The sequence below is a fragment of the Arenimonas sp. genome, from assembly GCF_022842045.1.
Lineage (GTDB): Bacteria > Pseudomonadota > Gammaproteobacteria > Xanthomonadales > Xanthomonadaceae > Arenimonas.
Genome location: NZ_JALHQI010000048.1, coordinates 1 through 22,645, shown reverse-complemented (window position 1 = coordinate 22,645; position 22,645 = coordinate 1). Strand labels below are relative to the sequence as shown.

The window sequence follows — 22,645 nt, the reverse complement described above, 5'->3', positions numbered from 1 at the left end:
CGCTCTTCCGATCTGCGAGGAGCCGGCTTATGCGCCGCGCCCCCGCCCGACGCCGGAAATGCGCCCGGCACCGCGCGAGATGCCGCAGATGCGTCCGGCCCCGCGCCCCGAGCCGCGAATGGCCCCGCGCGAGAGCTATCGTCCGGCCCCGCCGCCGGCCAGCCGTCCCGAGCCGGCCCCGCGTCCCGCCCCGCCGCCGCCGCCCCGGGAGCGTCCGGCACCTCCGGAAACGAGAGGTTCGTCACAAAACGAAGGACGCATCGACGAACAATAGGCTTTTGGGCCCGGATCACGTTGCACCGACCCATCGGCCGGCGCATCCTGTGGCCGCTGACTGACCCGGAGCGTCACATCGTGACGCTCGCGAATGCCCCCGCATCGCCTGTTCGGCGCCCGGCACCAGGTCCCCTGGATTCCCCCTGTTCCAAGACCCGCCGGGCGCCGACTTTCTTCCAGGACCGCGATATCGCGTCCTTCTTTCAAAACCGCAAAAAAAAAGGGTCGGGAACTCCCCCCCGGGAGTTCCCGACCCTGGCATCCCTGTCGCGCGCCTGACCAGCCCCTGTTCAGTCTGGTCGACGCCCCCCGGCGTTGGCCGCGGCAGGTGCCATTGAGATTAAGCATGAAGCGTGCCAACCCCGTCGTGTGCAGGTTGGCGCGGCGCGCGGGATAATCCGCGCCCCACCCGCGGCCTGGCCCGCGGTCCCTTGGAAACCCGGATGCACAGCTACGACGTCATCGTGATCGGCGGCGGACACGCCGGCACCGAAGCCGCCCTGGCCTCGGCGCGCGGCGGCGCGCGCACGCTGCTGCTGACCCACAGCCTCGAGACCGTCGGCCAGATGAGCTGCAACCCCGCCATCGGCGGGATCGGCAAGGGCCACTTGGTGCGCGAGATCGACGCGATGGGCGGCGCCATGGCGCGCGCCGCCGACCTGGCCGGCATCCAGTGGCGCACCCTCAACGCCAGCAAGGGGCCGGCCGTGCGCGCCACCCGCGCCCAGGCCGACCGGGTGCTGTACCGGCAGGCGATTCGCGGCATCGTCGAGAACCAGCCCAACCTGTCGCTGTTCCAGCAGGCCGTGGACGACCTGCTGATCGAAGGCGACCGCGTCACCGGCGTAATCACCCAGAGTGGCCTGCGTTTCCACGCCCGTGCGGTGGTGCTGACCGCCGGCACCTTCCTCGCTGGCCGCATCCACGTCGGCCTGGTGAACTATCCCGGCGGCCGCGCCGGCGACCCGCCCGCGACGACGCTGGCCCAGCGGCTGCGCGAGCGGCCGTTCGCGATCGACCGGCTCAAGACCGGCACGCCACCGCGCATCGACGGACGCAGCATCGACTACACCGGCCTGGCCGAGCAGCCGGGCGACACGCCGGTGCCGGTGTTCTCCTTCCTGGGCAGCGCCGCCGACCATCCGCGCCAGGTCAGCTGCTGGATCACGCACACCAGCGAGCGCACGCACGAGATCATCCGCGGCGGGCTGGACCAGTCGCCGATGTACGCCGGCGTGATCGAGGGCGCGGGCCCGCGCTATTGCCCGAGCATCGAGGACAAGGTGGTGCGCTTCGCCGACAAGGCCTCGCACCAGGTGTTCATCGAGCCCGAAGGCCTGGATACGCACGAGGTTTATCCCAACGGCATCTCCACCTCGCTGCCGTATGAAGTTCAGGTGGCGCTGGTGCGTTCGATCAAGGGCTTCGAGGACGCGCACATCACGCGCCCGGGTTACGCCATCGAGTACGACTACTTCGATCCGCGCGGGCTGAAGGCCTCGCTGGAAACCAAGCTGGTGGACGGGCTGTTCTTCGCCGGCCAGATCAACGGCACCACGGGCTATGAAGAGGCCGCGGCCCAGGGACTGCTGGCCGGCCTAAACGCCGCGCGCCAGGTGCTGGGCCGCGAGGCCTGGTCGCCGCGCCGCGACCAGGCCTACCTCGGGGTGCTGGTGGACGACCTGGTGACCCACGGCACCACCGAGCCCTACCGCATGTTCACCAGCCGCGCCGAGTACCGGCTGCAGCTGCGCGAGGACAACGCCGACGCGCGGCTCACGCCGGTCGGGCGCGAGCTTGGCGTGGTCGATGACGCGCGCTGGGCGGCGTACTCGCGCAAGGCCGAAGCGGTCGAACGCGAGCGCGCGCGGCTGCAGGCGGTGTGGGCCACGCCCGGCGGGGCGCTGGCGCGCGAGCTGGCCGAGGCCACCGGCGTCACGCTCAGCCGCGAGTGCACCGCGCTGGACCTGATGAAGCGGCCGGAGCTGGACTACGCCGCGATCGCCGCGCTGCCCACGCTGGCGCCCGCCGTGGACGACGCCGCGGTGGCCGAGCAGGTGGAGATCGGCGTGAAGTACGCCGGCTACCTCGAGCGCCAGCACGACGAGATCGCGCGCAGCCGCCGCAACGAAGACACGAAGCTGCCGGAAGACTTCGACTACGCCGGCATCCCCGGCCTGTCCGCCGAGCTGCAGGCCAAGCTGGCTTCGGTGCGCCCGGAAACCATCGGCCAAGCCCAGCGCATCCCCGGCATGACCCCGGCGGCGATCTCGCTGCTGCTGGTCTGCCTGGCCAAGCGCCGCGGCAAGCGCGTGGCCTGAGCCGCGATGCCGGTCCGCTCGCACCCGCTGCACCGGCAGTGGCTGGCCCGCCGTCGCCGTCTGCGGCGCTGGCTGCGGCCGCTGCCGCGGCGCGCCAACGTCGCGCGCTATCCCATCATCAAGTGGTTCGCCGAAGCCGCGCGCAAGCGGCCCTACCTGTGGTCGTTCAAGCGCGCGCAGGTGATGCCCTCGCTGTACGTCGGCGCGGTGCTGGCGCTGATGCCGGTGTATGGCCTGCAGGTGGCGATCGGGCTGGCGCTGGCGATCCTGGTGCGCGGCAACCTCACGGTGATGATCGCGCTGCAGATGATCACCAACCCGCTCACGCTCGGGCCGATCTACCTGGGCACGCATGCGCTGGGCCAGTGGCTGATCGCACTCACCGGCTACGGGGCCGGGGTCGGCGAACTGGGTGCGCGGGTCAATGCGCTGGTGCTGGGCGGCTTGGTCGGCGGGCTGGGGCTGGCGGTCCTGCTGGACCTGGGCTGGCGGCTGCTCGCCTGGGAGGCACGCCATTTCAGCGCTCAGCTGCGCGCGCTGCACCTGCTGCACGCGCCGAAGGACCCGGATCCGCCCGCGGAAAAGTGACAGCGCGCACCGGCTTCACTAGATTACCGGCATGAAGATACTGCTCGCACTCGTGTTCATCCCCGGCTTCGCCGCGGCCGTTTCCGTGTCGCCCTGGTCGCTGCCCGCGCCGGCCGGCGCGTCCCAGCCGAACCTGTCGGTCGCGCCCGGCGGCGACCTGCTGCTGAGCTGGATCGAGCGCCGCGCCGACGGCGGCCACCGCCTGCGGTTCGCGCGCAGCACCGGCCCGTCGGCCTGGTCGTCGGTGCGCACGATCGCCGAAGGCGACGACTGGTTCGTCAACTGGGCCGACTTCCCCGCGCTGCAGGCCTTGCCCAACGGCAGCCTGTGGGCGCACACGCTGGTCAAGAACGGCGAGGCAACCTACGCCTACGACGTGCGGCTGCAGGTATCGCGCGACGGCGGCCAGACCTGGCGGGCGCTGGGCGCCGTGCACGACGACGGCACCCCGACCGAGCACGGCTTCGCCACCCTGTGGCCGCAGGCAAACGACGAAGTCGGCATCGCCTGGCTGGATGGCCGGCACAGCGCCGGCAGCCATGGCGGCGGCCACGACGGCCACGGTGGCGCCATGACCCTGCGCGGCGCGCGCTTCGGCGCCGACGGCGGCAAGCGCGGCGAGGCCGAGATCGACGCCATGACTTGCGACTGCTGCCAGACCGACAGCGCGGTCGGCGCGCGCGGCGTGCTGCTGGCCTACCGCGACCGCGCCGAGGGCGAGATCCGCGACATCCGCGTCGCCCGCCACGACGGCCAGGCCTGGACCTCGCCGGTGCCCGTGCACGCCGACCAGTGGTTCATGCCGGCCTGCCCGGTGAACGGTCCCGCCATCGCCGCGCGCGGCGACGCGGCCTGGGTGGCCTGGTACACCGGCGCCGGCGCCGCGCCCTCGGTGCGGCTGGCGCGCTCGACCGACGGCGGCGGCAGCTTCGGCGACATGCGCGAAGTCGCCGTGGGCGAGGCCCAGCAGGGGCGCGTGGACCTGGCAGCCGATGCCGGCGGCGTCTGGATGAGCTGGACGCAGGAAACGGGCGGCCGGCAGTCGCTGTGGCTGGCCCGGTTCAGCCCCGCCCTCGACGCCGAGCATTTCCGGCTGAAGGTCGCCGATATCGCCGGCCGCGGCCGGGGTACCGGCTTCCCCCGCCTGCAGCTGCGCGACGGCCAGGCCTGGCTGGCCTGGACCGAGGTCGAGGACGGCCAGCCCCGCCTGCGCGGTGCCCGCGTCCGACCCTGAACGGAAACGACCGGACTGTACCTAGTGGTACGGATTCGGGCTTTGGATTAAGGTGCGACGACGCCTCCGGTCCACCGGGGGCGGAGGCAGCGGCTCAAGGGGAGGGAGTGCGGCCGGCGCATGCGCCGCGCGGCACCTTTAAGGAGACCCTGGGCGCGTGGTCACGCACTTAACTACAGTCCGACAGGAGTTTCCCATGCCCCGTTTCCATCGTTTGGCCGGCGCCGTTGCGCTCGCGCTCGGTTGCGCCGGCGCCGCCCAGGCGCAGAACTTCACTGGCTTCTTCGTCTTCGGCGACAGCCTGAGCGATTCCGGCAACATCGCCGCCAGCTCGGGCCTGCCGCCCGGCAACAGTTTCACCACCAACCCGGATCCGGTGGCGGCTGAAATCATCGCTCGCTACTTCGGCTTGCCCGGCACCAACTCGCTCGCCGGCGGCCCGAACTTCGCCTGGGGTGGCTCCTGCGTCAATGCCACCGGCCCCTGCCTGAACCCAGTCCCGAACATCCCGACCCAGGTCTCGCAGTACCTCGCCACCACCGGCGGCCGCGCAGACCCGAACGCGCTGTACAGCATCTGGGGCGGCGCCAACGACATCTTCGCCTCGCTGGGCAACCCGGCCACCGCGCAGGCCAACACGGTCGCCGCGGCCACCGCATACGTGCAGCAGATCGGTCGCCTGCAGGGCGCCGGCGCGCGCTACATCGTGGTCTACAACCTGCCCAATCTCGGCGCCACGCCGCAGTTCAGCGCCAGCCCGAGCACTGCCGCTTCGGTGTCGCAGATCACGGTGGTCTACAACTCGGCGCTCAACACCGGCCTGGCGTCGCTCGGCGACGGCATCATCGCCATCAACACCTTCGGCCTGATCTCCGAGATCGTCGCCAACCCGGGTCTCTACGGCTTCACCAACGTCACCGGCGTCGCCTGCACCGGCTCGTCCGTGGCCTGCGGCCCGGCGGGTTCGGGCTCGCCGGCGACCTACCAGCCCGGCACCAACGACACCTTCCTGTTCGCCGACGGCGTGCACCCGACCGGTGCGGCGCACCGCATCCTGGCCAACGTCGTGCTCTCCACCATCGCGGCGCCGATCCAGGTGTCGTATGCCGGCGAAGGTGGCCTGCAGGCTGCCGCCGACCACGGCCGCGCCATCAACGACGAGCTGATGTCGGACTTCCAGCTCAACCGCGAGGTCGGTTCGGTCCGCGGCTTCGCCACCGTGAACTTCGGCCAGCATGAGTACGAGGACAACGCCAGCACCAACATCCTCGGCGGCGACGCCGATGCGCTGTCGCTGACCCTGGGCGCCAATTATCGCCTCAGCGAGAACGCGTACTGGGGCGTGGGCATCACGCTCGGCAACCACGACAATGGCATCGCCAGCGCCGAGCTCGAGAGCCGCTCGGTGATCGGCTCGATCGGCGGCGCGCTGCGCTTCGGCGGCGGTGGCTACGTGCACGGCGCCGTCAGCGGCGGCAGCACCGACGTCGAGATCTCGCGCTTCATCGAGATGGGCGCCACCGTGCGCGAGGAAACCAGCACCACCAACGCCAGCCAGTTCGGCGCGGAGCTGGGCCTGGGCTGGCTGTTCGGCTCGGCCGACGGCCTGCAGCACGGTCCGTTCATCGGCGCGCAGTGGGTGCAGCAGACGGTCGACGGCTTCGCCGAAGGCAGCGGTTCGGCCACCTCGATGAACTTCAGCGAGTTCGACCGCGATTCCCTGATTACCCGCGTCGGCTACCAGCTGATGGGCAACCTCGGCGACAGCGAGCGCGCGATCCGTCCGTTCGCCCGCGTGGCCTTCAACGAGGAAGGCGAGGACGACCAGGTCCGCGTGAACGCCGGCTCCAACTCGATGCCGGGCCGCTTCACCATCGGCGGCTTCACGCCGTCGAAGGACTGGATCAGCGCCGACGTGGGCCTGCAGTTCATGGTTGGCGACAGCACCACCGCCTACCTGAGCTACAACGGCCGCTTCGCCGACGACCTGCAGGACCGCAACACCTTCGGCCTGGGCCTGCGCACCACGTTCTGAGGCAGGTCCGACGCGTAGTTCCATCCACAGGCCGCCGCGAGGCGGCCTGTTTTTTTCGATGGTCCACAAACCAACGGACTCCATCCGATGCGAAACAGCTTGACGTGCCTCGTCGCCGCGCTGGCGATGTCGATGGGCATCGCGGCCGCCCAGTCACCCGGGGCCGCGGGGGCCGAGCCCGGGTTCTGGTTCCGCCAAGGCGTCAGGCCGCCGCCTCTGGCGCCGATGCGCGCCCTGCCGGAAGTGATGCGGACCTTGACGCCCATCACCGACACGGCGGATCGCAGTGTGATCGGCCGGAATGTCCAGGCCGTGTTCGACTCGGTGCCGATGGAGGGCGTGTGCCTGTCGCTGGGGCTGACCCTGTTGACGTTCGAGGGTGACGAGGACTTCTACCACCCCTTCATGCTCTGGCTTCCGTACGCCCTGATCTCGAAGGACGTCTACTCGCGCTGGAGCCACTTCACGCCCGAGGGCAATCCGGTCGACGACCCTTACGTCGAGGGCCCGAAGCGGTATTGGCGGCCAACGCTGGATACGCGGAGCCTTTACTACGACACGCCCGAGCAACTCGCACGCGCCAACGCGTCGGGCGGATCGGTGGAGATCGTCGAGGCCCGATTCGCGAGGCGCGAAACCATAGTCGCCTACGCCGACTCAAAGCCCTGGCCCCGCTACCCGCAGACCGTGACGCTGGAGGGTTGCAATGGCACACCGCTGGCGACCCAAGGCCCGCATTCGAACCTTGGCGATGCCTACCTTTTCGTCCGGGCGATCATGTACGTGCCTTACATGGTCGACAGCCAGAAGCTGTCGCCGGAAAAGCGTGAACTCTGGCGGCAGCACCAGAACGACACGATGATGCACGAGCTCGTGCACCTCGAGGGCCTGCTGCGCATCCTTTCCGACGTCGCTGCCCGGCTGCGTGCGCAGGCCGAGCATGATCGGATCGAACAGGCGGACTACCTCGCCCGCTTCGCCGCTTCCAACGTGCCCCAAGCGCCGTTGATCATCGAGGTGGCCAACCGGCCCAAACCCCTCAACCACGACGACCAACAGCTGACCGCCTACCTGCGGTTCATCAAGCAGCGGTTCGACGACCACGCCTTGTCCTACCACGCTTTCCTTGGCTACCAGGGAAGGGATGCCTCGCAGCGGCGCTACGACAACTCCGGCGACCTGCCGCCCTACATGGATACGGCGCAGGGACAGGCCAGGTTGCTCCGTGAATTCGAAGAGAGCCGGAAGGTGCGTGAAGCGCTTTTCCAGTCACCGCGGGCGTCGGAGGGCGAATAGCCCGTCCTAGCGCTCGAGGCGCCAGTTGAGGGAGGCGGCGTTCTCGTTGCCCGACTCGATGCTGATGTCGAAGCCGCGGGTGAGCAGGTACTTGAGGGTGACGACCTGGCCGGTGCCGATCAGGGAGACGCCGTAGCTCAGGAACAGCCGCGGCGAGACGTACTTGCCGACGGTGAAGGTGGCGCCGCCGAGGTTGCGCGAATCGGTGACGCCGGCTTCGTCCAGCCCGAGCTGCGCGCCGATCTGCTGCGCCACCAGGTTGCCGCCCGCGCCCAGCGCCATCGCGGCGGCGTTGAGCTGCTGGCCTTCGTTGCCGGTGGTGGTGCTGAGCGGGCGGCCGAACACCAGCCACGACAGCGCCTCGCTGGTGTCCATCGCCGGGTTCGAGACCACGGTGGTTTGCGGGCGGCGCGCGGTGCCGCGCACCTGCACGCCGACCGTGACGCGGTCGAAGTCGCGCTCGGCGCGGATGTCGAGCGTGGGGTTGTCGTAGGGCGAGTTGGCGAAGCCCAGCCGCGCGCGCTGGATCTGCAGCGACTGGCCGTAGGCGCGATAGCTGCCGCTCACGTCGAGCGTGCCGCTGGCGGTGGCCGGCCGGCCGGGGCGTTCGCGCAAGGCCAGTGAGCCGCGCATGCGGCCATCCAGGCCGAAGCCCTTCAGGCGCACGTCGTCGCCCAGCGCCACGGTGAAGCGCATGTCCAGCGGCGTGCGGCGCTCGCGCGGCCCATCGATCGGGTCGAGCACCACCACGTCGTCGGAGACGGTGGCGTTGCTGTCGAGCGCCTCCAGGTCCAGGCGGGCCTCGGGGACGTCCATGCGCCCGCGAAGCTCGAGCTTCCCCTCCAGCAGGCGTAGCGTGATGTCGGGACTGGCGATCACGTAGAACTCGGCCGTGCTGGCGAGCGTGACGCGCTCGCCCTGCAGCACCAGCTGCAGCGGCGCGGCGCGGTCGCGGAAGTTCAGGCTGCCGTCGAAGCGCAGCACGCCGTCGCCGGAGCGCAGGCTGCCGTCGAGGCGGGCGCTGCCGTCGACGTCGCCGACCAGGGTGAACTCGCCGTCGGCCAGCTTCAGGCCCAGTCCCGGCAGCTCGGCCGCGAAGCCGCCGAGGCGGGCCTGGCCGGAAATCTCGGGCGCGTCGCGGCGGCCGGCCAGCGCCAGCCGGCCCTGCAGCCGGCCGACGGGCGATGCGAGGTCGGGCGAAAACAGTTCGAGCCAGGCGAGGTCGCGAACGTCGAGCACCACTTGGCCGTCCATCGTGGCGGCCGGGTCGAGGCCGCTGCGCAGCGTCGCCGAGACGCGCCCTTCGTCGGCGAGCGCCGCCTCCAGGCGGGCGTCGATCTGGTCGCCGGCCAGCGTGGCCTGCAGCGACAGCGCGGTATAGCCAAAAACTTCGCGCTGCGCCTGCGGGCTCAAGCGCAGGCTGCCGCGCTCGGAATCCACGCGCGCTTCACCGCGCCAGCGGCCGTCGCGGCCGCGCTGGCCGTTGGCGCGCAGGTCGAGCGTGCCGTCGGCGAACAGCGGCAGGGCGTCGTCCTGCGGCAGCCAGGGCTGGGCGAGGGCGAGCGGCAGCGCGTCGCCCTCGAGCTCGATGCGATCGCCGGTGGCGCTGGCGCAAAGCCGGCCGCCGGCATCGGCGACCAGGCAGCTGCGCGCCACCCGGACGCCGGCGGGGCCATAACGCAGGTCGGCCCCGCCCTGCAGCGACAGCGTCGGGCCGGGCTTCGGCGTCAGTTCGAGCGCACTCAATTGCGCGCGCCAGTCGGCGCCCGCGCGGCTGATGTCGCCGACGAGGGCGAGGTCGCCATCGGGTCCGGTCGCGCGCGCGTCGAGTGCGAACGCGGCCTGGCTGCCGCGGGCGTGCAGGTCGAGCGTGTCGGCGACCAGGTTGGCCAGGCCGAAGCCCGTGGCCTGCAGGCGGAGGTCGCCATCGCTGCCGCGCGCGGGCAGCCGGCCCGACAGCGAGACGGTGTCCGCGGTGGCGCCGCTCCAGGCCAGGTCGCGGCCCTCGAGCGCGGCGTCGATGTCGGGCGATGCGGCGGGACCGCGCACCGACAGCGTGCCTTCGACCCGACCGCGGCCATCCGCCACCAGGTCGGCCAGCTGCAGCGGCGCGAACCGGGCCTGCAGGTCGTAGCGATCACCAAAGCCACCGCGCGCCTCGAGCTGGCTGTCGCCGATGCGCAGCGCGGCGTCGAGCTCGCCGCGCTGGCCGTTCCAGTCGGCGCGCGCGCGGCCGCCCAGCACGCGCCCGCGCAGTTGGCCCGCCAGTCCGTCCAGCGACGCGCGGCCCTGCCAGCGCCCGTCGTCGGCCTGGCTCGCGTCGAGCACCAGCTGGCCGCTCACCGCGCCCGGATAGTCGGGCAGGAAGTAGCCGGGATCGAAGCCGGCGAGCGCGGCGTCGAGCCGCACGACCACGCCGGGCGACCACGCGACCTCGCCGCGGCCGTCAAGCCGGCCGCCGGGCGTGCGCACGCGCAGCGTGTCCAGCGCCAGCTGCTGCTCGTCGCCGCGGCCGGCCAGGGTGATGTCGGCCTGTTCGCCCGCGCGCTCCAGCGTCACCTCGCCGGCCAGCTCCCAAGCGTCGAAGCGGCCACGCGCGGTCACCGCGCCGGAAACGTCCACCGGCACCGCGTTGGCCTCGGTGCTGGTCGGTAGCTGGCGCCAGCGCTCGGTGGCCAGGCGCAGGTCGAAGCGCGGCGATTCGCCCTCGACCTCGAGGTCGCCAGTGACCACCACTTCGCCACTTTCGTGCAGCACACGCAGCGGATCGGCCTGCAGGCGGCCCTCGGCGAGCGTCAGCTTCGACGGCAGGACTTCGAGCGCGAGTTCGCCCTGCGCGAACCGCCCTTCGACCGTCGCGGCGCTGCCGGTTCCGCGGGCGTCGAGCTTGAAAACCACCGGCTCGCCGTCGCCCATCCCGAAGCGCGCGGGCAGCAGCCCCGCCGATTCCGCCGACAGCGTCCAGGCCGGCGCCGCGCCGGCACCGTCCTCGAACGCCAGCGACAGCGACGTGCGTTCGGGCAGCGTGCCGGCGGCCTCCAGGGCGAAGCGGCCCAGGTCGCCCTGGCCGTCGAAGGCCAGGCTCGCGGCGGGCAGCGCGTCGGTGGCGGGCAGGTCGAGCCGGCCCTTGAGCAGGGTGCGGAAATTCCGGCCGGGCAGGTACTCGCCCGACAGCGACAGCCGTCCGCCCGCGTGCGTGGCCTCCAGCGAGCCGAGCCGCAGGCCGCCGTCCACCAGGTGCAGGTCGCTGCCCTCGACGCGCGCGAGCGACCACGGCGGCGACTCGCCCTGCCGCAGCACGAAACCGTCGATCGTGAACCGCTTGGCGCGCAGGTCGAGCGGCACATCCAGGCGCGGCAGCACGCCGGGCCACTCCGGCAGCGCGAAGGGCGTCTCCGCCGCAGGCGCGAGGACCAATTCGGCGGCATCGACCTCCAGCGCCTCGAGCTGCAGCCGTCGGCCCAAGGCCGGCAGCACGCGCGCATCGAGAAGCACGCGGCGGGCGCGGAACTCGAGACCGTCCTGGCGATACACCAGGTCGTGCAGCACCAGCGGCCCGTAAACCGTGCCTTCGGCGCGTGAGTACTGGAGTGACTCCGGCGGCAGCGCCCGCAGTACCCGGCCCAGCAGCTCATCGCGTCCGCCGCCAGTGGCCAGCAGCCAATACAGCAGCACGCCGGCCGCCAGCACCAGCAGGCCGCCGGCCCAGCCGACGCGACGGCCCCAGCGCCGGGCAAAGGACCGCGGCGGTCGCGGCGCGGCCGTCACAGGTCCGGCCCGATGTTCAGGTGCAGCCGCACCGACTGCTGCGCCGCGTCGCCGAAACCGTGCGCCAGGTCCAGCCGCACCGGCCCGACCGGCGATCGCCAGCGCAGGCCGACGCCGGCGCCGATCTCCCAGTCGTAGGCATTGAAGTCGTCGAAGGCATCGCCCGCGTCCACGAACACGGCCGCGCCCCAGGAGCGGTTGAACATGCGCTCGACCTCGGCGCTCACCACCATCAGGTGCTTGCCGCCGAACACGAAGCGCCGGCCGTCGGTGCCTTCGAAGAACTGGCCAATTTCCTGGTAGCCGTAGCCGCGCACGCTGCGGTCGCCGCCGGCGTAGAAGCGCAGCGACGGCGGGAACTCGGCGAAGTCATCGCTGACCGTGGTGCCGGCCTCGGCGCGTAGCAGCAGGCGGTTGCGGCGGCCGAAGCTGCGCACCATCCGGCCCTGGGCGCGCAGCTGCAGGAAGTCGATGTCCGAGCCCAGCGCGGTGCTGCCCGCACGCAGTTCCAGCTCGAGGGACTGGGCGCTGCGCGGGTAGAGCACGTCGTCGCGGTCGCCCCATTTCGCCCACAGCGAGGGGTAGACCAGGCTGCTGTAGCTGCGGTTTTCGCCGGTCACCGAATCATCGAAGCGTTCGCGCCGGTAGTTCAGGCCCGCCACCAGCTCCCAGTCGCCGATGCGCCCGCTGCGGCTGCCCACCAGCTCGATCAGTTCGCTGTCGATGAAGTCGAAGGGTTCCTCGCGCACGCTGGCCGCCACCGTGTACCAGCCGTCGAGCCAGGCGAACGCGGGGATGCGGTACTGCACCGTCAGGTCGTTGCGGCGCTCGGCCAGGCTGACCTGGCTGCGCAGCTTGTGGCCGCGGTTGTTCACCCAGCGTCGCTCCAGCCCGGCGGTGATGCCGGCGCCGGTGTCGGTGCCGAAGCGCAGGCCGGCGGAATAGACGCTGCGCTTGGCCGGCGCCAGCGCCACCTGCACCGGCACGGTGAGGTCGTCGCCTTCGGCCGGCTCGGGCTGGATGTCGATGGCGGCGAAGTAGTCGAGCTCGGCCAGCGAAGCCTGCAGCGCCAGCAGCTCGGACTGCTGGTAAGGGTCGCCGGGCTCCCACGGCACCAGGTTCTCCAGCAGTCCCGGGCGGAACTGGTGGCCCTCGAAGCGCGCCGCGCCGAAGCGGTGGCGCTCGCCGCTGCGCCAGGCCAGGGTGATGTCGGCGCTGTGCTCGGCGCGGGTGACTTCGACGCGGTGGGTTTCCAGCACGGCGTCGAAGTAGCCACGCGCGGCCAGGCTCGCGTCGATCTGCGACTTGCCGTCCTCATAGACGCCGTGGTCGAACGGCTGGCCCTGGCGCGGGCGAAGACGCTCGAGCCGCCGCGTGATCGCCGGGTCCTCGCCGGCCGGGCCGTCCATGCGCAGGTCGCGCTGGCGCACGCGCACCGGCTCGCCGGCGTCCACCTGCACGATCACGGTGACGGCCTCGCCCTCGCGCACCAGCTCGGTTGCGACCCGGGGGTCGTAGTAGCCGAAGGGCTCCAGCGCCTGGCGGGTCTCGCGCGGCACCTGGCGCAGGAGGTAGGCCAGCCGGCTTTCGCTGAGCGATTTGCGGCGGTTGGGGTTGAGCCGCTGCAGCGACAGGGCGTCGTCGACGTTGTCGCGCATCTCCTCGTCGTCCAGCCCGCGCACCTCGACCGAGCGCAGCTCCAGTGCCGAGCCGGTGGCGGGCAGCAGCAGGGCGCAGGCGAGCAGGGCGGGTGGCAGGAGCACGTTTCGCATCTGGGCCAAGGATACCCGCAGGCCATGTTCGCGCATCGCGACGAAACGACCCGCGTTCATCCGCCGGCACGAACCGGAGCCAGTGGCCTTGGGTGGGCCGCGACGCAGGGGCCCGCGACCCGCCCCCGGGGCGCGCCAGGCGCGACTGGTCGCACCCGCGGCCCGTGCGTGGCGTGCCTCAGCTGGCGGAAAGCTGCTCCACCGCCGCCACCTTCGCGAAGCGGTCGGCGACCAGCTTCAGCAGCGCCAGGCGGTTGTCGCGCACGGCGGCGTCGTCGGCCATCACCATCACCCGGTCGAAGAAGTTGTCGACCGGGCCCTGCAGGTCGGCCAGGCGCTTGAGCGTGCCGACGTAGTCGCGCTGCGCCAGCAGCGGGTCCGTGTCGGCCAGGGCCTGGGCCAACGCGGCGTGCAGCGCCTGCTCGGCGGGCTCGACCAGGCGCGCGGGATCGACCGCGTCCGGGATCGGCGCCTCGACCTTGCGCAGGATGTTGCGGATGCGCTTGTTGGCCGCGGCCAGTGAACCGGCCTCGCGCATCCGTGCGAAGCCGGCGATGGCCTTCAGGCGCTTGTCGAAGTCGAGCAGCGACGCCGGCCGCACGTCGGCCACCGCGTCGAACTGCGTGCCCGGCACGCCCTGGTCGGCGTAGTAGCCACGCAGGCGGTCGAGGATGAAGTCCAGCAGTTCGCTGGCGTCGAGCGACACGCCGGCCGGCAGCGACGTCGCGGCGACCGCGACCAGCGCCGGCAGGTCCAGCTCCAGCCCGCCCTCGATGATCGTGCGCGCCAGGCCCAGCGCATTGCGGCGCAGGGCGAACGGGTCCTTGTTGCCGGTCGGCTTCAGGCCCGCGGCGAAACCGCCGGCCAGGGTGTCCAGGCGCTCGGCGATGGCCAGCACGCGGCCCAGCGGCGAGGTGGCGATGGCGTCGCCGGCGAAGCGCGGCTGGTAGGCCTCGTCGATGGCCCGGGCCACGGCCTCGGGCTCGCCCGCGGCGGTGGCGTAGTAGCGCCCGGCGATGCCCTGCAGCTCGGGGAATTCGCCGACCATGCGGCTCTGCAGGTCGGCCTTGGCCAGCGCGGCGGCGCGGCGGGCCGCGGCTTCGTCCATGCCGAGCGCTTTCGCCAGCGCGGCGGCCAGTTCGGCCACGCGCGCGGTCTTGTCGGCCAGGCTGCCGAGCTTCTGCTGGTAGGTGACCGACGCCAGGCCGTCGGCCATCGCCGCCAGGCCCTGCTTGAGGTCTTCGTCGAAGAAGAACTGCGCATCGGCGAAGCGCGGGCGGATCACCCGCTCGTAGCCCTTGCGGATCTCGGCCGGGTCCTTGCTGTCGAGGTTGGCGATGCCGATGAACTTCTCGCTGAGCTTGCCGTCGGCGGCGTGCACCGGGAAAAACTTCTGGTTGGCCTCCATCGTCGACACCAGCGCTTCGTGCGGCACGCGCAGGAAGCCGGGCTCGAAGCTGCACAGGATGGCCTTGGGCCACTCGACCAGGCAGTTCACTTCCTCGAGCAGCTCGGCCGGCACGCGGGCCTGGCCGCCGGCCTCGCGCGCGGCGGCGGCGATCTCGGCGCGCACGCGCTCGCGGCGCTCGCGCGGGTCGGCCAGCACGTGCGCTTCGCGCAGCGCCTGCAGGTATTCGGCGGCGTCGTTGAGCCACACGCCCTTGCCGTGGTGGAAGCGGTGGCCGCGGCTCATGCGGTCGGCCTTCAGGCCCAGCACCTCGCCCGGCGCGACGTCGCGGCCGAGCAGGATCACCAGCCAGTGCACCGGGCGCACGAAGGCGATGTCGCGGCTGCCCCAGCGCATCGGCTTGGGGATCGGCAGGCCCCTGAGCGCCTCGGCGGTGATCTCCGCGAGCAGGTCGATGGTGGCCGCGCCCGGACGCGAGCTGCGGGCAGCGAAGCGCATGCCCTTGGCGTCGGTGACGCGGTCGAGCTTCTCCCACGGCAGGCCGTTCTTCTGTGCAAAGCCGAGCAGCGCCGGCGTCGGCTTGCCGTCGGCGTCCAGGCCGATGTTCATGTAAGGGCCCAGGACTTCGCTGTGCTGCTGCGGCTGCTGCACCGCCACGGCCGGCAGGAACACCGCCAGGCGGCGCGGCGAGTACAGCGGGCCGGCGCGCAGGTCGCTGGCTTCGGTTCGCACGTCGATGCGGCGCGCGGCGAGGGCCTTGAGCACGCCGTCGTGGAAGGCCTGCGCCAGTTCGGGCAGCGCCTTGGGCGGCAGCTCTTCGGTGCCCAGTTCGATCAGCAGCGGCAGATGGTCAGCCATTCACGGCCTCCTGGTTCTTGAGGCCCGGGAAGCCCAGCTTCTCGCGCTGGGCGTAATAGGCTTCGGCGCAGGCGCGCGACAGCGTGCGCACGCGCAGGATGTAGCGCTGGCGTTCGGTGACCGAGATCGCGCGGCGGGCGTCGAGCAGGTTGAACGAATGCGAGGCCTTGCAGACCTGCTCGTAGGCGGGCAGCGGCAGCCCGGCCTCCACCAGCTTCAGGGCCTCGGCCTCGCAGGCGTCGAAGCGGTGGAACAGCTCGGCCACGTCGGCGTGCTCGAAGTTGTAGGTGCTCTGCTCGACTTCGTTCTGGTGGTACACGTCGCGGTAGGTGATGTCGCCCTGCGGGCCGCGGGTCCAGACCAGGTCGAAGACGTTGTCCACGTTCTGCAGGTACATGCACAGGCGCTCGAGGCCGTAGGTGATCTCGCCCGTCACCGGCCTGCACTCCAGGCCGCCGGCCTGCTGGAAGTAGGTGAACTGGGTGACCTCCATGCCGTTGAGCCAGACTTCCCAGCCCAGGCCCCAGGCGCCCAGCGTCGGCGATTCCCAGTTGTCCTCGACGAAGCGCAGGTCGTGCACCAGCGGGTCGATGCCCAGCGCCTTGAGCGAGCCGATGTACAGGTCGAGGATGTCGTCCGGGTTGGGTTTGAGCACCACCTGGTACTGGTAGTAGCGCTGCAGCCGGTTCGGGTTCTCGCCGTAGCGGCCGTCGGTGGGGCGGCGGCAGGGCTGCACGTAGGCGGCGCGCCAGGGCTCGGGGCCCAGCGCGCGCAGGAAGGTGGCGGGGTGGAAGGTGCCGGCGCCGACCTCAAGGTCGAGCGGCTGGACCAGGACGCAGCCCTGGTCGGCCCAGTACTGGTTGAGCCTCAGGATCAGTTCCTGGAAGGTGGGTGCGCTCATCGCGTATTCGCCTGTGTATTCAGCGCGCTAGTATAGCGGCGAACCCCCGCACGGCCCGCGCCACGCCCGATGAAACCCTTCCTGATCCTCGAGACCGGGCGGCCCCTGCCGCAGCTGCGCCGCCACGGCGGCTTTGGCCACTGGATCCGGGTCGCGGCCGGGCTGCATGCCCGCGACGTGCGCCACTGCCACGTGCTCGACGGCGAGGCGCTGCCGCAGGCGGGCGACTACGCCGGCGTGCTGGTCACCGGCTCGGGCGCCATGGTCACCGAGCGCCTGGACTGGAGCGAGCGCACCGCCGACTGGCTGCGCGACGCCGCCCACGCCGGCAGGCCGCTGTTCGGCATCTGCTATGGCCACCAGCTGATCGCGCACGCGCTGGGCGGCACGGTCGACTACAACCCGCGCGGCCGCGAGATGGGCACGGTGCCGGTGGCCACCTCGGCCGCCGCCGCGGCCGACCCGCTGTTCGCGGGACTGGCCGAGTTCGACGCCCAGACCACCCACCTGCAGACGGTCACCGCGCCGCCGCCTGCGGCCGAGGTGCTGGCGCGCTCCGGCCGCGACGACTGCCAGGCCTTCCGCTGGGGCGAGGCGGCCTGGGGCGTGCAGTTCCACCCTGAATTCAGCACCCACATGATGCGCGGCTACATCCAGGCCCGCGCCGACGCGCTGGCCGCGGAAGGCAGCTGCCACCGCCAGCTGCTGGCGGCGGTGAAGCCGGCCCCGCTGGCGCGCCGGGTGCTTCGTCGTTTCATCCATGTCGCCCATGCCCGGGCCCGCCACAGGACATCCGCATGACCTCCAGCCGCATCACCCTCGCCTCTCCCTTCCGCTGGCTGATGAAGGCGCTGGACAGCGGCCGGAAGCAGCCGGGCGCCCTGATCGGCGGCTTCGGCCTGATGCTGCTGGTCGCCGTCCTCCCGTCGGTGCCGCAGGTGTACATCGAGCACGTGGTCAAGCCGCCGATGGCGACGCTGATGGCGGTTTACGGCGCGGTGATGGTCTTCAGCCTGCTGGTGGTGCCGCCGGTGATGGGCGGGGCGCTGAGGTTGCTGCATCGCTGCGAACTCGGCCAGCCGGCCTCGGCGACGGACGTCTTCGAGGGTTATCGCGATGGCGGCTTCGCGCGGCGGATGATCGGCACCGCGCTGCTGTGCATGCTGGTCTACGTCGCGATCGTCGCCGTCCTCTACCTGGCGATGCCGTCCAAGGACTTCGTCGTGGAGCTGTTCGCGCGCTCGATGGCGACGCCGCCGGGCGGCCAGCCGGACATGGCCGGCCTCCCGCCGCCGTCGCCCTGGCTGCTGCTGTGGTTCCCGGCGGCGATGGTGGTGCTGTTCGTCAGCATGCACGGCTACCTGCTGGCCTACCTGCAGGCCGCGCTGGGTGGCCGCGGGGCGGTCGACGCGACGGTCACCGGCTTCGCGGCCATGCTGCGCTACGTGCTGCCGTTCGCCCTGTTCACGGCCGCGGCGGTGGTCTTCGGCGGCGTGCTCATCTTCTTCGTAGCCATCATCGTGATCCTGGTGCTGGGCCTGTTGGCGATGGCCAGCCCGGTGCTTGCGGCCGCGGTGGCCGTGCCCGTCTACCTGGGCCTGATGCTGGCGATGTACGTGGTGATGTTCGGGTTCTACTACCACGCCTGGCGCGACATCTTCGGCGAGGCGGTGGCGGCACCGGCCGACGCGCTGGAAGCCTGATGCCCGCGGCTCAGAGGCCGCCCTGCGCGACCTCAAGGATCAGCTGCAGGTAGCGCAGCATGATCAAGCCGACCGCGCCGAAGAACAGCGCGGCCTGCAGCAGCAGCCAGCTCCGGCCACCGCGCGGCATCGCTTCCGGGGCGCCCGGGGCCAGTTCGACCCGGGTGCCGGCAAGGTAATCGTGCAGGGCGCGCTTGCCCGGGGTCCACGCCGCCAGCGCGTGGCCCAGGTGCAGCACCAGCCAGCTCGGGATGCCCGCCACGAATCGCAGCGCGATCCGGCCCGGCCCGCAGCGCGCGCCGTGGACGTCGGTGACGCGCAGGCCCAGCAGCCGCTTGCCCGGGCTGGCCTGCCAGCGCGAGCTTTCGAACGAAACGAACCACACGGCCGCCACCACGAACAGCCCCGCCGACACCGCCAGCGCCAGCCACAGCAGCTCGCCGGCCAGGCCCGCCAACTCCGCGCGCAGCACCTCGTCGAAGGCGAACAGCCCCAGTTGGCGCAGCGGCTCGTCGCCGCGCGCCAGCGCCAGGTCAAGCAACTCAAAGATCCTGGACTGCAGCGCCTGCAGGCCCTCGTCGAACACGCCCCAGGCGTCTCGTAGGCGGTGCCAGAGCAGCGGCAGCGCCAGCAGGCTGATGGCGCTGGCGTCGGCGCTGTAGGCCGCGTAGCGGCGCCAGAAGCCAGCCGGCCGGTTCATGGGCTCAGTCGGCGGCCCGGGCCGGGCGCAGCATGGCGCCGGCGAGGATGCCCAGCTCGTAGAGCAGGCACATCGGGATGGCCAGCATCAGCTGCGACACCACGTCGGGCGGGGTGATGATCGCGGCCAGCACGAACACGCCCACGACCACGTAGCCGCGCGCCTCGCGCAGCTGCGCCGGCGTCACCACGCCCAGCAGCACCAGCACCACCACCGCCACCGGCAGCTCGAAGCTCAGTCCGAAGGCCAGCAGGATCACCAGCACGAAATCGAGGTAGCGCGAGACGTCGGGCGCCATCGCCACCGATTCCGGGGTGAACATGGCCAGGAAGCCGAACACCGTCGGCAGCACCAGGAACCACGCGAACGCGCAGCCGATGTAGAACAGCAGCACCGCCGCCAGCAGGATCGGCCGCGCCAGGCGTTTCTCGTTCTGGTAAAGCCCCGGCGCCACGAAGGCCCAGGCCTGGTAAAGCAGCCAGGGCATCGTGGCCAGCAGGGCCACGAAGAAGGCGAGCTTGATCGGGATGAAGAAGCCGCCCGCCACATCGATGGCCTGCAGCATGCCGCCGCTGGGCAGCTTGGCCACCAGCGGCTGCGCGAACTGGTTGTAGAGCGGCTTGGCGAAGGGCATCAGCGCCAGGAACACCACCAGCACCGCCGCCACCCCGCGCATCAGGCGCGCGCGCAGCTCCAGCAGGTGGCCCATCAGGGATTCTTCGGCCGGGGTGTCGGGACCGCTCATGGCTTCGACGCCCCCGGCCGCTTCGGCGCATCGGCATCCGCCGGCACCTCGTCGGGCGTGAGCTTGAAGGGCTCCGGATCGCTGTAGAACTCGAAGTCCGGCCCGGGCTCCCCGGCGGAACCAGACCCCGTTCCCGGACCCGTGCTTGGGGGGATGTCCTGGAGGGCGGTATCGGCGTCGGCCCGGGCCAGCGCCTCGGCGTCGCGGACGCCCTCGCTGGCGGCCTGGCCGGCGGCAGTGACTTCCTTGCCGACGGCCTCGAGCTCGGTGCGCAGGTCCTGCGCCGGGTTGCCGACGCTGCGCTTGAGTTCGTCGGCGGCCATCTCGCGCTCGAATTCGGCCTTGACCGAATACCATTGCGCCCGCGCCTTGCGCACCCACAGCCCCGTGTAGCGCGCGGCCTTGGGCAGGCGCTCGGGACCGAGCACGACCAAGGCCACGACCGCGATGATCAGCAGTTCGCTGAAGCCGATGTCGAACATGGCAAGGGTGCCGGCGCGGGGCCGGGACTCAGGAGTCCTTGCGCTGGCTGTCCTGGCGCGAGGTTTCGTCGGACGGCATGTCGCGCTTTTCGCTGCCGATCTGCGACGGCGGCTCGTCCTTGCCCTTCAGGCCTTCCTTGAAGCCCTGGATGCCTTCGCCCAGGTCCTTGCCGACCCCTTTGAGCTTCTTCGTGCCGAACACCAGCACGACCACGACCAGAACGATGAGCCAGTGCCAGATGCTGAAGCTGCCCATGGGGGTTTCCCTGCGTTGATCCGATGCCGGGAAGGATAGCGCAGCCGGCCCGCGGCTGCGCTGGCCCGATGGTCACTGGGCGAGGGTGTTCTCTTCCAGGCGGTCGCGGAACAGCACCAGCGCGTCCGGGGCGGCATTGGCGCGGCCCTCGAAGATGGCCCGCGGGGTGGTGTTGGGGCCGTAGGCGCGCTGGTTGGCGCGGTGGTCGATGCGCAGCACGGTGCCGTCCAGGGCCACGCCGGCGAACAGGCCGCGGGCGCGCGAGTAGCTGTAGATCTCGGCCTTGAGCTGCTCGTCGGTGGCGGCCTGGGCGGTGCGGCCGACCGGGCCGGCGGCCACGCTGGCGTCGGCGCCGAGGGTGAACTTGCCGTTGACGATGTTGTCCACGCCGCGCGGGCTGCGGAAGACCAGGATCACGTCGGAGGACTGCACGCCGGCCTGGAAGCCGATGCTGCCGCCGCCGAGCTTGATGAAGCTGGGGTTGGACCAGGTGCCGTCCGGGCTGCGCACCGAGATCAGGCCGGTACCGCCGCGACCGCCCAGCACCAGGCCGGCCTTGACCACGTCGGGGATGACCGCGATGGCGTGGGCGTCGGTGAACATCTTCTCGGGCACCGCGGTTTCCGGGATGCGCATGATCTCGCCCAGCACGCGGGCGGCGTCGGCGGCCTTGGCGTCTTCCTTCTCGCCAGCATGGGCCGGGGCGGCGAAGGCGAGCAGCAGGGCGAGGGCGGCGGCGAGCGGGGCCAGCAAGCGATTCATGGGGGACCTCCGGGAGGAAACGACGGGACGAGTATGGCTTCGCGCCATGAACCGGGCGTGAGCCGGGCCTTCATTCCGGCGATGATAGTTTGTGTTCCCCCGACCCGGACAGCGCCGCATGACCCCGCCCTATCGCGATGCCCCCCAAGCCGCCGGCCCCGGCAAGACCGCCGTGCTGCTGGTCAACCTGGGCACGCCCGACGCCGCCACCCGGCCGGCGGTGAAGCGCTACCTGGCGCAGTTCCTGCACGACCACCGCGTGGTCGAACTGACCCGCTGGCTGTGGTGCCCGATCCTGCACTTCATCATCCTGCCGCTGCGCTCGGGCAAGGTGGCGAAGAAGTACGCCTCGATCTGGATGGAGGGCGGCTCGCCGCTGCTGGTGCACACCCAGCGCCTGGCCAAGGCGATGCAGCATTCGCTGCCCGACCTGCCGGTGCGGATGGCGATGCGCTACGGCAACCCGTCCATCCCGTCGGTGCTGCGCCAGCTCGAGGCCGAGGGCATGACGCGGCTGCTGGTGCTGCCGCTGTACCCGCAGTACTCGGCCAGCACCAGCGCCACCGTGCTCGATGCGGTCAACAAGGAAATCTCGACCTGGCGCCGCGTGCCCGAGCTGCGCTTCATCGCCGACTACCACGACGACGCCGGCTGGCTGGACGCGATGGAGTCGCGCATCCGCGCGCACTGGGACCTGCACGGTCGCGCCGACAAGCTGCTGTTCTCCTTCCACGGCCTGCCCAAGCGCTTCGAGCGCGCCGGCGATCCCTACCCCCGCCAGTGCGAGGCGGGCGCGTGCCTGCTGGCCCGGCGCCTGGGGCTGTCGGAAAACGAGTGGTTCCTGACCTACCAGTCGCGCTTCGGCCGCGAGGAGTGGCTGCAGCCCTACACCGACAAGACGCTCGAGCAGTGGGGCAAGGACGGGCTGGGCACGGTGGACGTGGTCTGCCCGGGCTTCGCCGCCGACTGCCTGGAAACGCTGGAGGAAATCGCGGTCGAGAACGACGAGGTCTTCCGGCACGCCGGTGGCAGGCAGCTGCGCTACATCAGCGCCCTGAACGAAGAGCCCGGCCACGTCGCCGCCCTGGCCGCGCTGGCCCGCCGCCACCTGCAGGGCTGGCCGCACTGATGCCAGGCGCGGGCCTGCGCGAGATCCGGCTCGAGTCACCACGCGGCGAGCTGGCTGCGCTGCGCGGTGGCACCGCCGGCGGCCCCCGCCTGCTGTGCCTGCACGGCTGGCTCGACAACGCCGCCAGTTTCCTGCCGCTGGCGCCGGATCTCGCCGACTTCGACCTGGTGGCGCTGGACCTGCCGGGGCACGGCGCGTCGGCACACCGCGCGCCGGGGCACGATTACGCCTTCGCCGACTGGATCCACGACGTGCTCGATGCGCTCGACGGGCTGGGCTGGGACCGCGCCGACCTGCTCGGCCATTCGATGGGCGGAGCGATCGCCTGCGCGGTCGCCGCGGCGGCGCCGGCGCGGGTGCGGCGCCTGGCCCTGGTCGAAGCCTTGGGCCCGGTGGCCGGCGACCCGGCCG

The 22,645-nt window shown here is 71.6% G+C and carries 17 protein-coding genes and 1 pseudogene; 9 read left to right on the top strand and 9 right to left on the bottom strand.

Annotated features, from left to right (window positions below):
* Positions 1 to 719 precede the first annotated feature (719 nt).
* The 5 genes from mnmG (at position 720) to Q0C12_RS10640 (ending at position 7,750) form a co-directional block, all read left to right on the top strand.
* Positions 720 to 2,597: a tRNA uridine-5-carboxymethylaminomethyl(34) synthesis enzyme MnmG gene (gene mnmG / locus Q0C12_RS10660; protein WP_290890080.1), complete on the top strand. Its 1,878-nt coding sequence runs from the start codon at positions 720 to 722 to the stop codon at positions 2,595 to 2,597.
* A gap of 6 nt (positions 2,598 to 2,603) precedes the next feature.
* Positions 2,604 to 3,185 carry a DUF2062 domain-containing protein gene (locus Q0C12_RS10655; RefSeq protein WP_290890078.1) on the top strand — a complete coding sequence of 194 codons (582 nt, stop codon included), beginning with the start codon at positions 2,604 to 2,606 and terminating at the stop codon, positions 3,183 to 3,185.
* A 31-nt stretch (positions 3,186 to 3,216) separates the two neighbouring features.
* On the top strand, positions 3,217 to 4,419 hold the full coding sequence (locus Q0C12_RS10650) for a hypothetical protein (RefSeq protein WP_290890074.1): 1,203 nt from the start codon (positions 3,217 to 3,219) through the stop codon (positions 4,417 to 4,419).
* Positions 4,420 to 4,615: 196 nt separating this feature from the next.
* The gene (locus Q0C12_RS10645; RefSeq protein ID WP_290890071.1) at positions 4,616 to 6,454 is read left to right on the top strand and encodes an autotransporter domain-containing protein; all 1,839 of its coding nucleotides are present in this window, start codon (positions 4,616 to 4,618) and stop codon (positions 6,452 to 6,454) included.
* Positions 6,455 to 6,541: 87 nt separating this feature from the next.
* Complete coding sequence (locus Q0C12_RS10640; protein WP_290890069.1) at positions 6,542 to 7,750, top strand: DUF922 domain-containing protein; 1,209 nt, start codon at positions 6,542 to 6,544, stop codon at positions 7,748 to 7,750.
* 6 nt (positions 7,751 to 7,756) lie between these two features.
* Here Q0C12_RS10640 and Q0C12_RS10635 read toward each other — a convergent pair whose 3' ends face one another.
* The 4 genes from Q0C12_RS10635 to glyQ form a co-directional block, all read right to left on the bottom strand.
* On the bottom strand, positions 7,757 to 11,518 hold the full coding sequence (locus Q0C12_RS10635; protein ID WP_290890066.1) for a translocation/assembly module TamB domain-containing protein: 3,762 nt from the start codon (positions 11,516 to 11,518) through the stop codon (positions 7,757 to 7,759).
* Entirely contained in the window at positions 11,515 to 13,290 is a 1,776-nt protein-coding gene (locus Q0C12_RS10630) for an autotransporter assembly complex family protein (protein WP_290890063.1), read from the bottom strand. The genes Q0C12_RS10635 and Q0C12_RS10630 overlap by 4 nt, the downstream gene beginning before the upstream one ends.
* Positions 13,291 to 13,468: 178 nt before the next feature.
* A complete protein-coding gene (gene glyS / locus Q0C12_RS10625; protein ID WP_290890060.1) occupies positions 13,469 to 15,556 on the bottom strand; it encodes a glycine--tRNA ligase subunit beta in 2,088 nt (695 codons plus the stop codon).
* Positions 15,549 to 16,457: a glycine--tRNA ligase subunit alpha gene (gene glyQ, locus Q0C12_RS10620; RefSeq protein WP_290890057.1), complete on the bottom strand. Its 909-nt coding sequence runs from the start codon at positions 16,455 to 16,457 to the stop codon at positions 15,549 to 15,551. The genes glyS and glyQ overlap by 8 nt, the downstream gene beginning before the upstream one ends.
* A 69-nt stretch (positions 16,458 to 16,526) precedes the next feature.
* Between glyQ and Q0C12_RS10615 the strand changes: the two genes are divergently transcribed.
* A complete protein-coding gene (locus Q0C12_RS10615) occupies positions 16,527 to 17,258 on the top strand; it encodes a glutamine amidotransferase (RefSeq protein ID WP_290890055.1) in 732 nt (243 codons plus the stop codon).
* Positions 17,255 to 18,160, top strand: coding sequence for a hypothetical protein (locus Q0C12_RS10610; RefSeq protein WP_290890053.1), 906 nt, complete (start codon positions 17,255 to 17,257; stop codon positions 18,158 to 18,160). The genes Q0C12_RS10615 and Q0C12_RS10610 overlap by 4 nt, the downstream gene beginning before the upstream one ends.
* Positions 18,161 to 18,170: 10 nt before the next feature.
* On the opposite strand, the gene Q0C12_RS10605 is transcribed toward Q0C12_RS10610, so the two are convergent.
* The 5 genes and pseudogenes from Q0C12_RS10605 to Q0C12_RS10585 all read right to left on the bottom strand — a co-directional run.
* On the bottom strand, positions 18,171 to 18,860 hold the full coding sequence (locus Q0C12_RS10605; RefSeq protein WP_290890051.1) for an RDD family protein: 690 nt from the start codon (positions 18,858 to 18,860) through the stop codon (positions 18,171 to 18,173).
* Between the two features lie 4 nt (positions 18,861 to 18,864).
* A complete protein-coding gene (gene tatC, locus Q0C12_RS10600; RefSeq protein ID WP_290890047.1) occupies positions 18,865 to 19,605 on the bottom strand; it encodes a twin-arginine translocase subunit TatC in 741 nt (246 codons plus the stop codon).
* On the bottom strand, positions 19,602 to 20,087 hold the full coding sequence (tatB, locus tag Q0C12_RS10595) for a Sec-independent protein translocase protein TatB (protein ID WP_290890044.1): 486 nt from the start codon (positions 20,085 to 20,087) through the stop codon (positions 19,602 to 19,604). The genes tatC and tatB overlap by 4 nt, the downstream gene beginning before the upstream one ends.
* 28 nt (positions 20,088 to 20,115) lie before the next feature.
* Positions 20,116 to 20,343, bottom strand: coding sequence for a Sec-independent protein translocase subunit TatA (gene tatA, locus Q0C12_RS10590; protein ID WP_034212134.1), 228 nt, complete (start codon positions 20,341 to 20,343; stop codon positions 20,116 to 20,118).
* 78 nt (positions 20,344 to 20,421) lie between these two features.
* A pseudogene (locus Q0C12_RS10585) lies at positions 20,422 to 21,105 on the bottom strand (lipid-binding SYLF domain-containing protein); the annotation flags it as partial.
* A 118-nt stretch (positions 21,106 to 21,223) separates the two neighbouring features.
* Between Q0C12_RS10585 and hemH the strand changes: the two are divergent.
* Complete coding sequence (hemH, locus tag Q0C12_RS10580; RefSeq protein ID WP_290890040.1) at positions 21,224 to 22,234, top strand: ferrochelatase; 1,011 nt, start codon at positions 21,224 to 21,226, stop codon at positions 22,232 to 22,234.
* Positions 22,234 to 22,645, top strand: a 412-nt coding sequence (locus tag Q0C12_RS10575; protein ID WP_290890037.1) for an alpha/beta fold hydrolase, incomplete at its 3' end; no start/stop codon positions are given. The genes hemH and Q0C12_RS10575, both read left to right, overlap by 1 nt.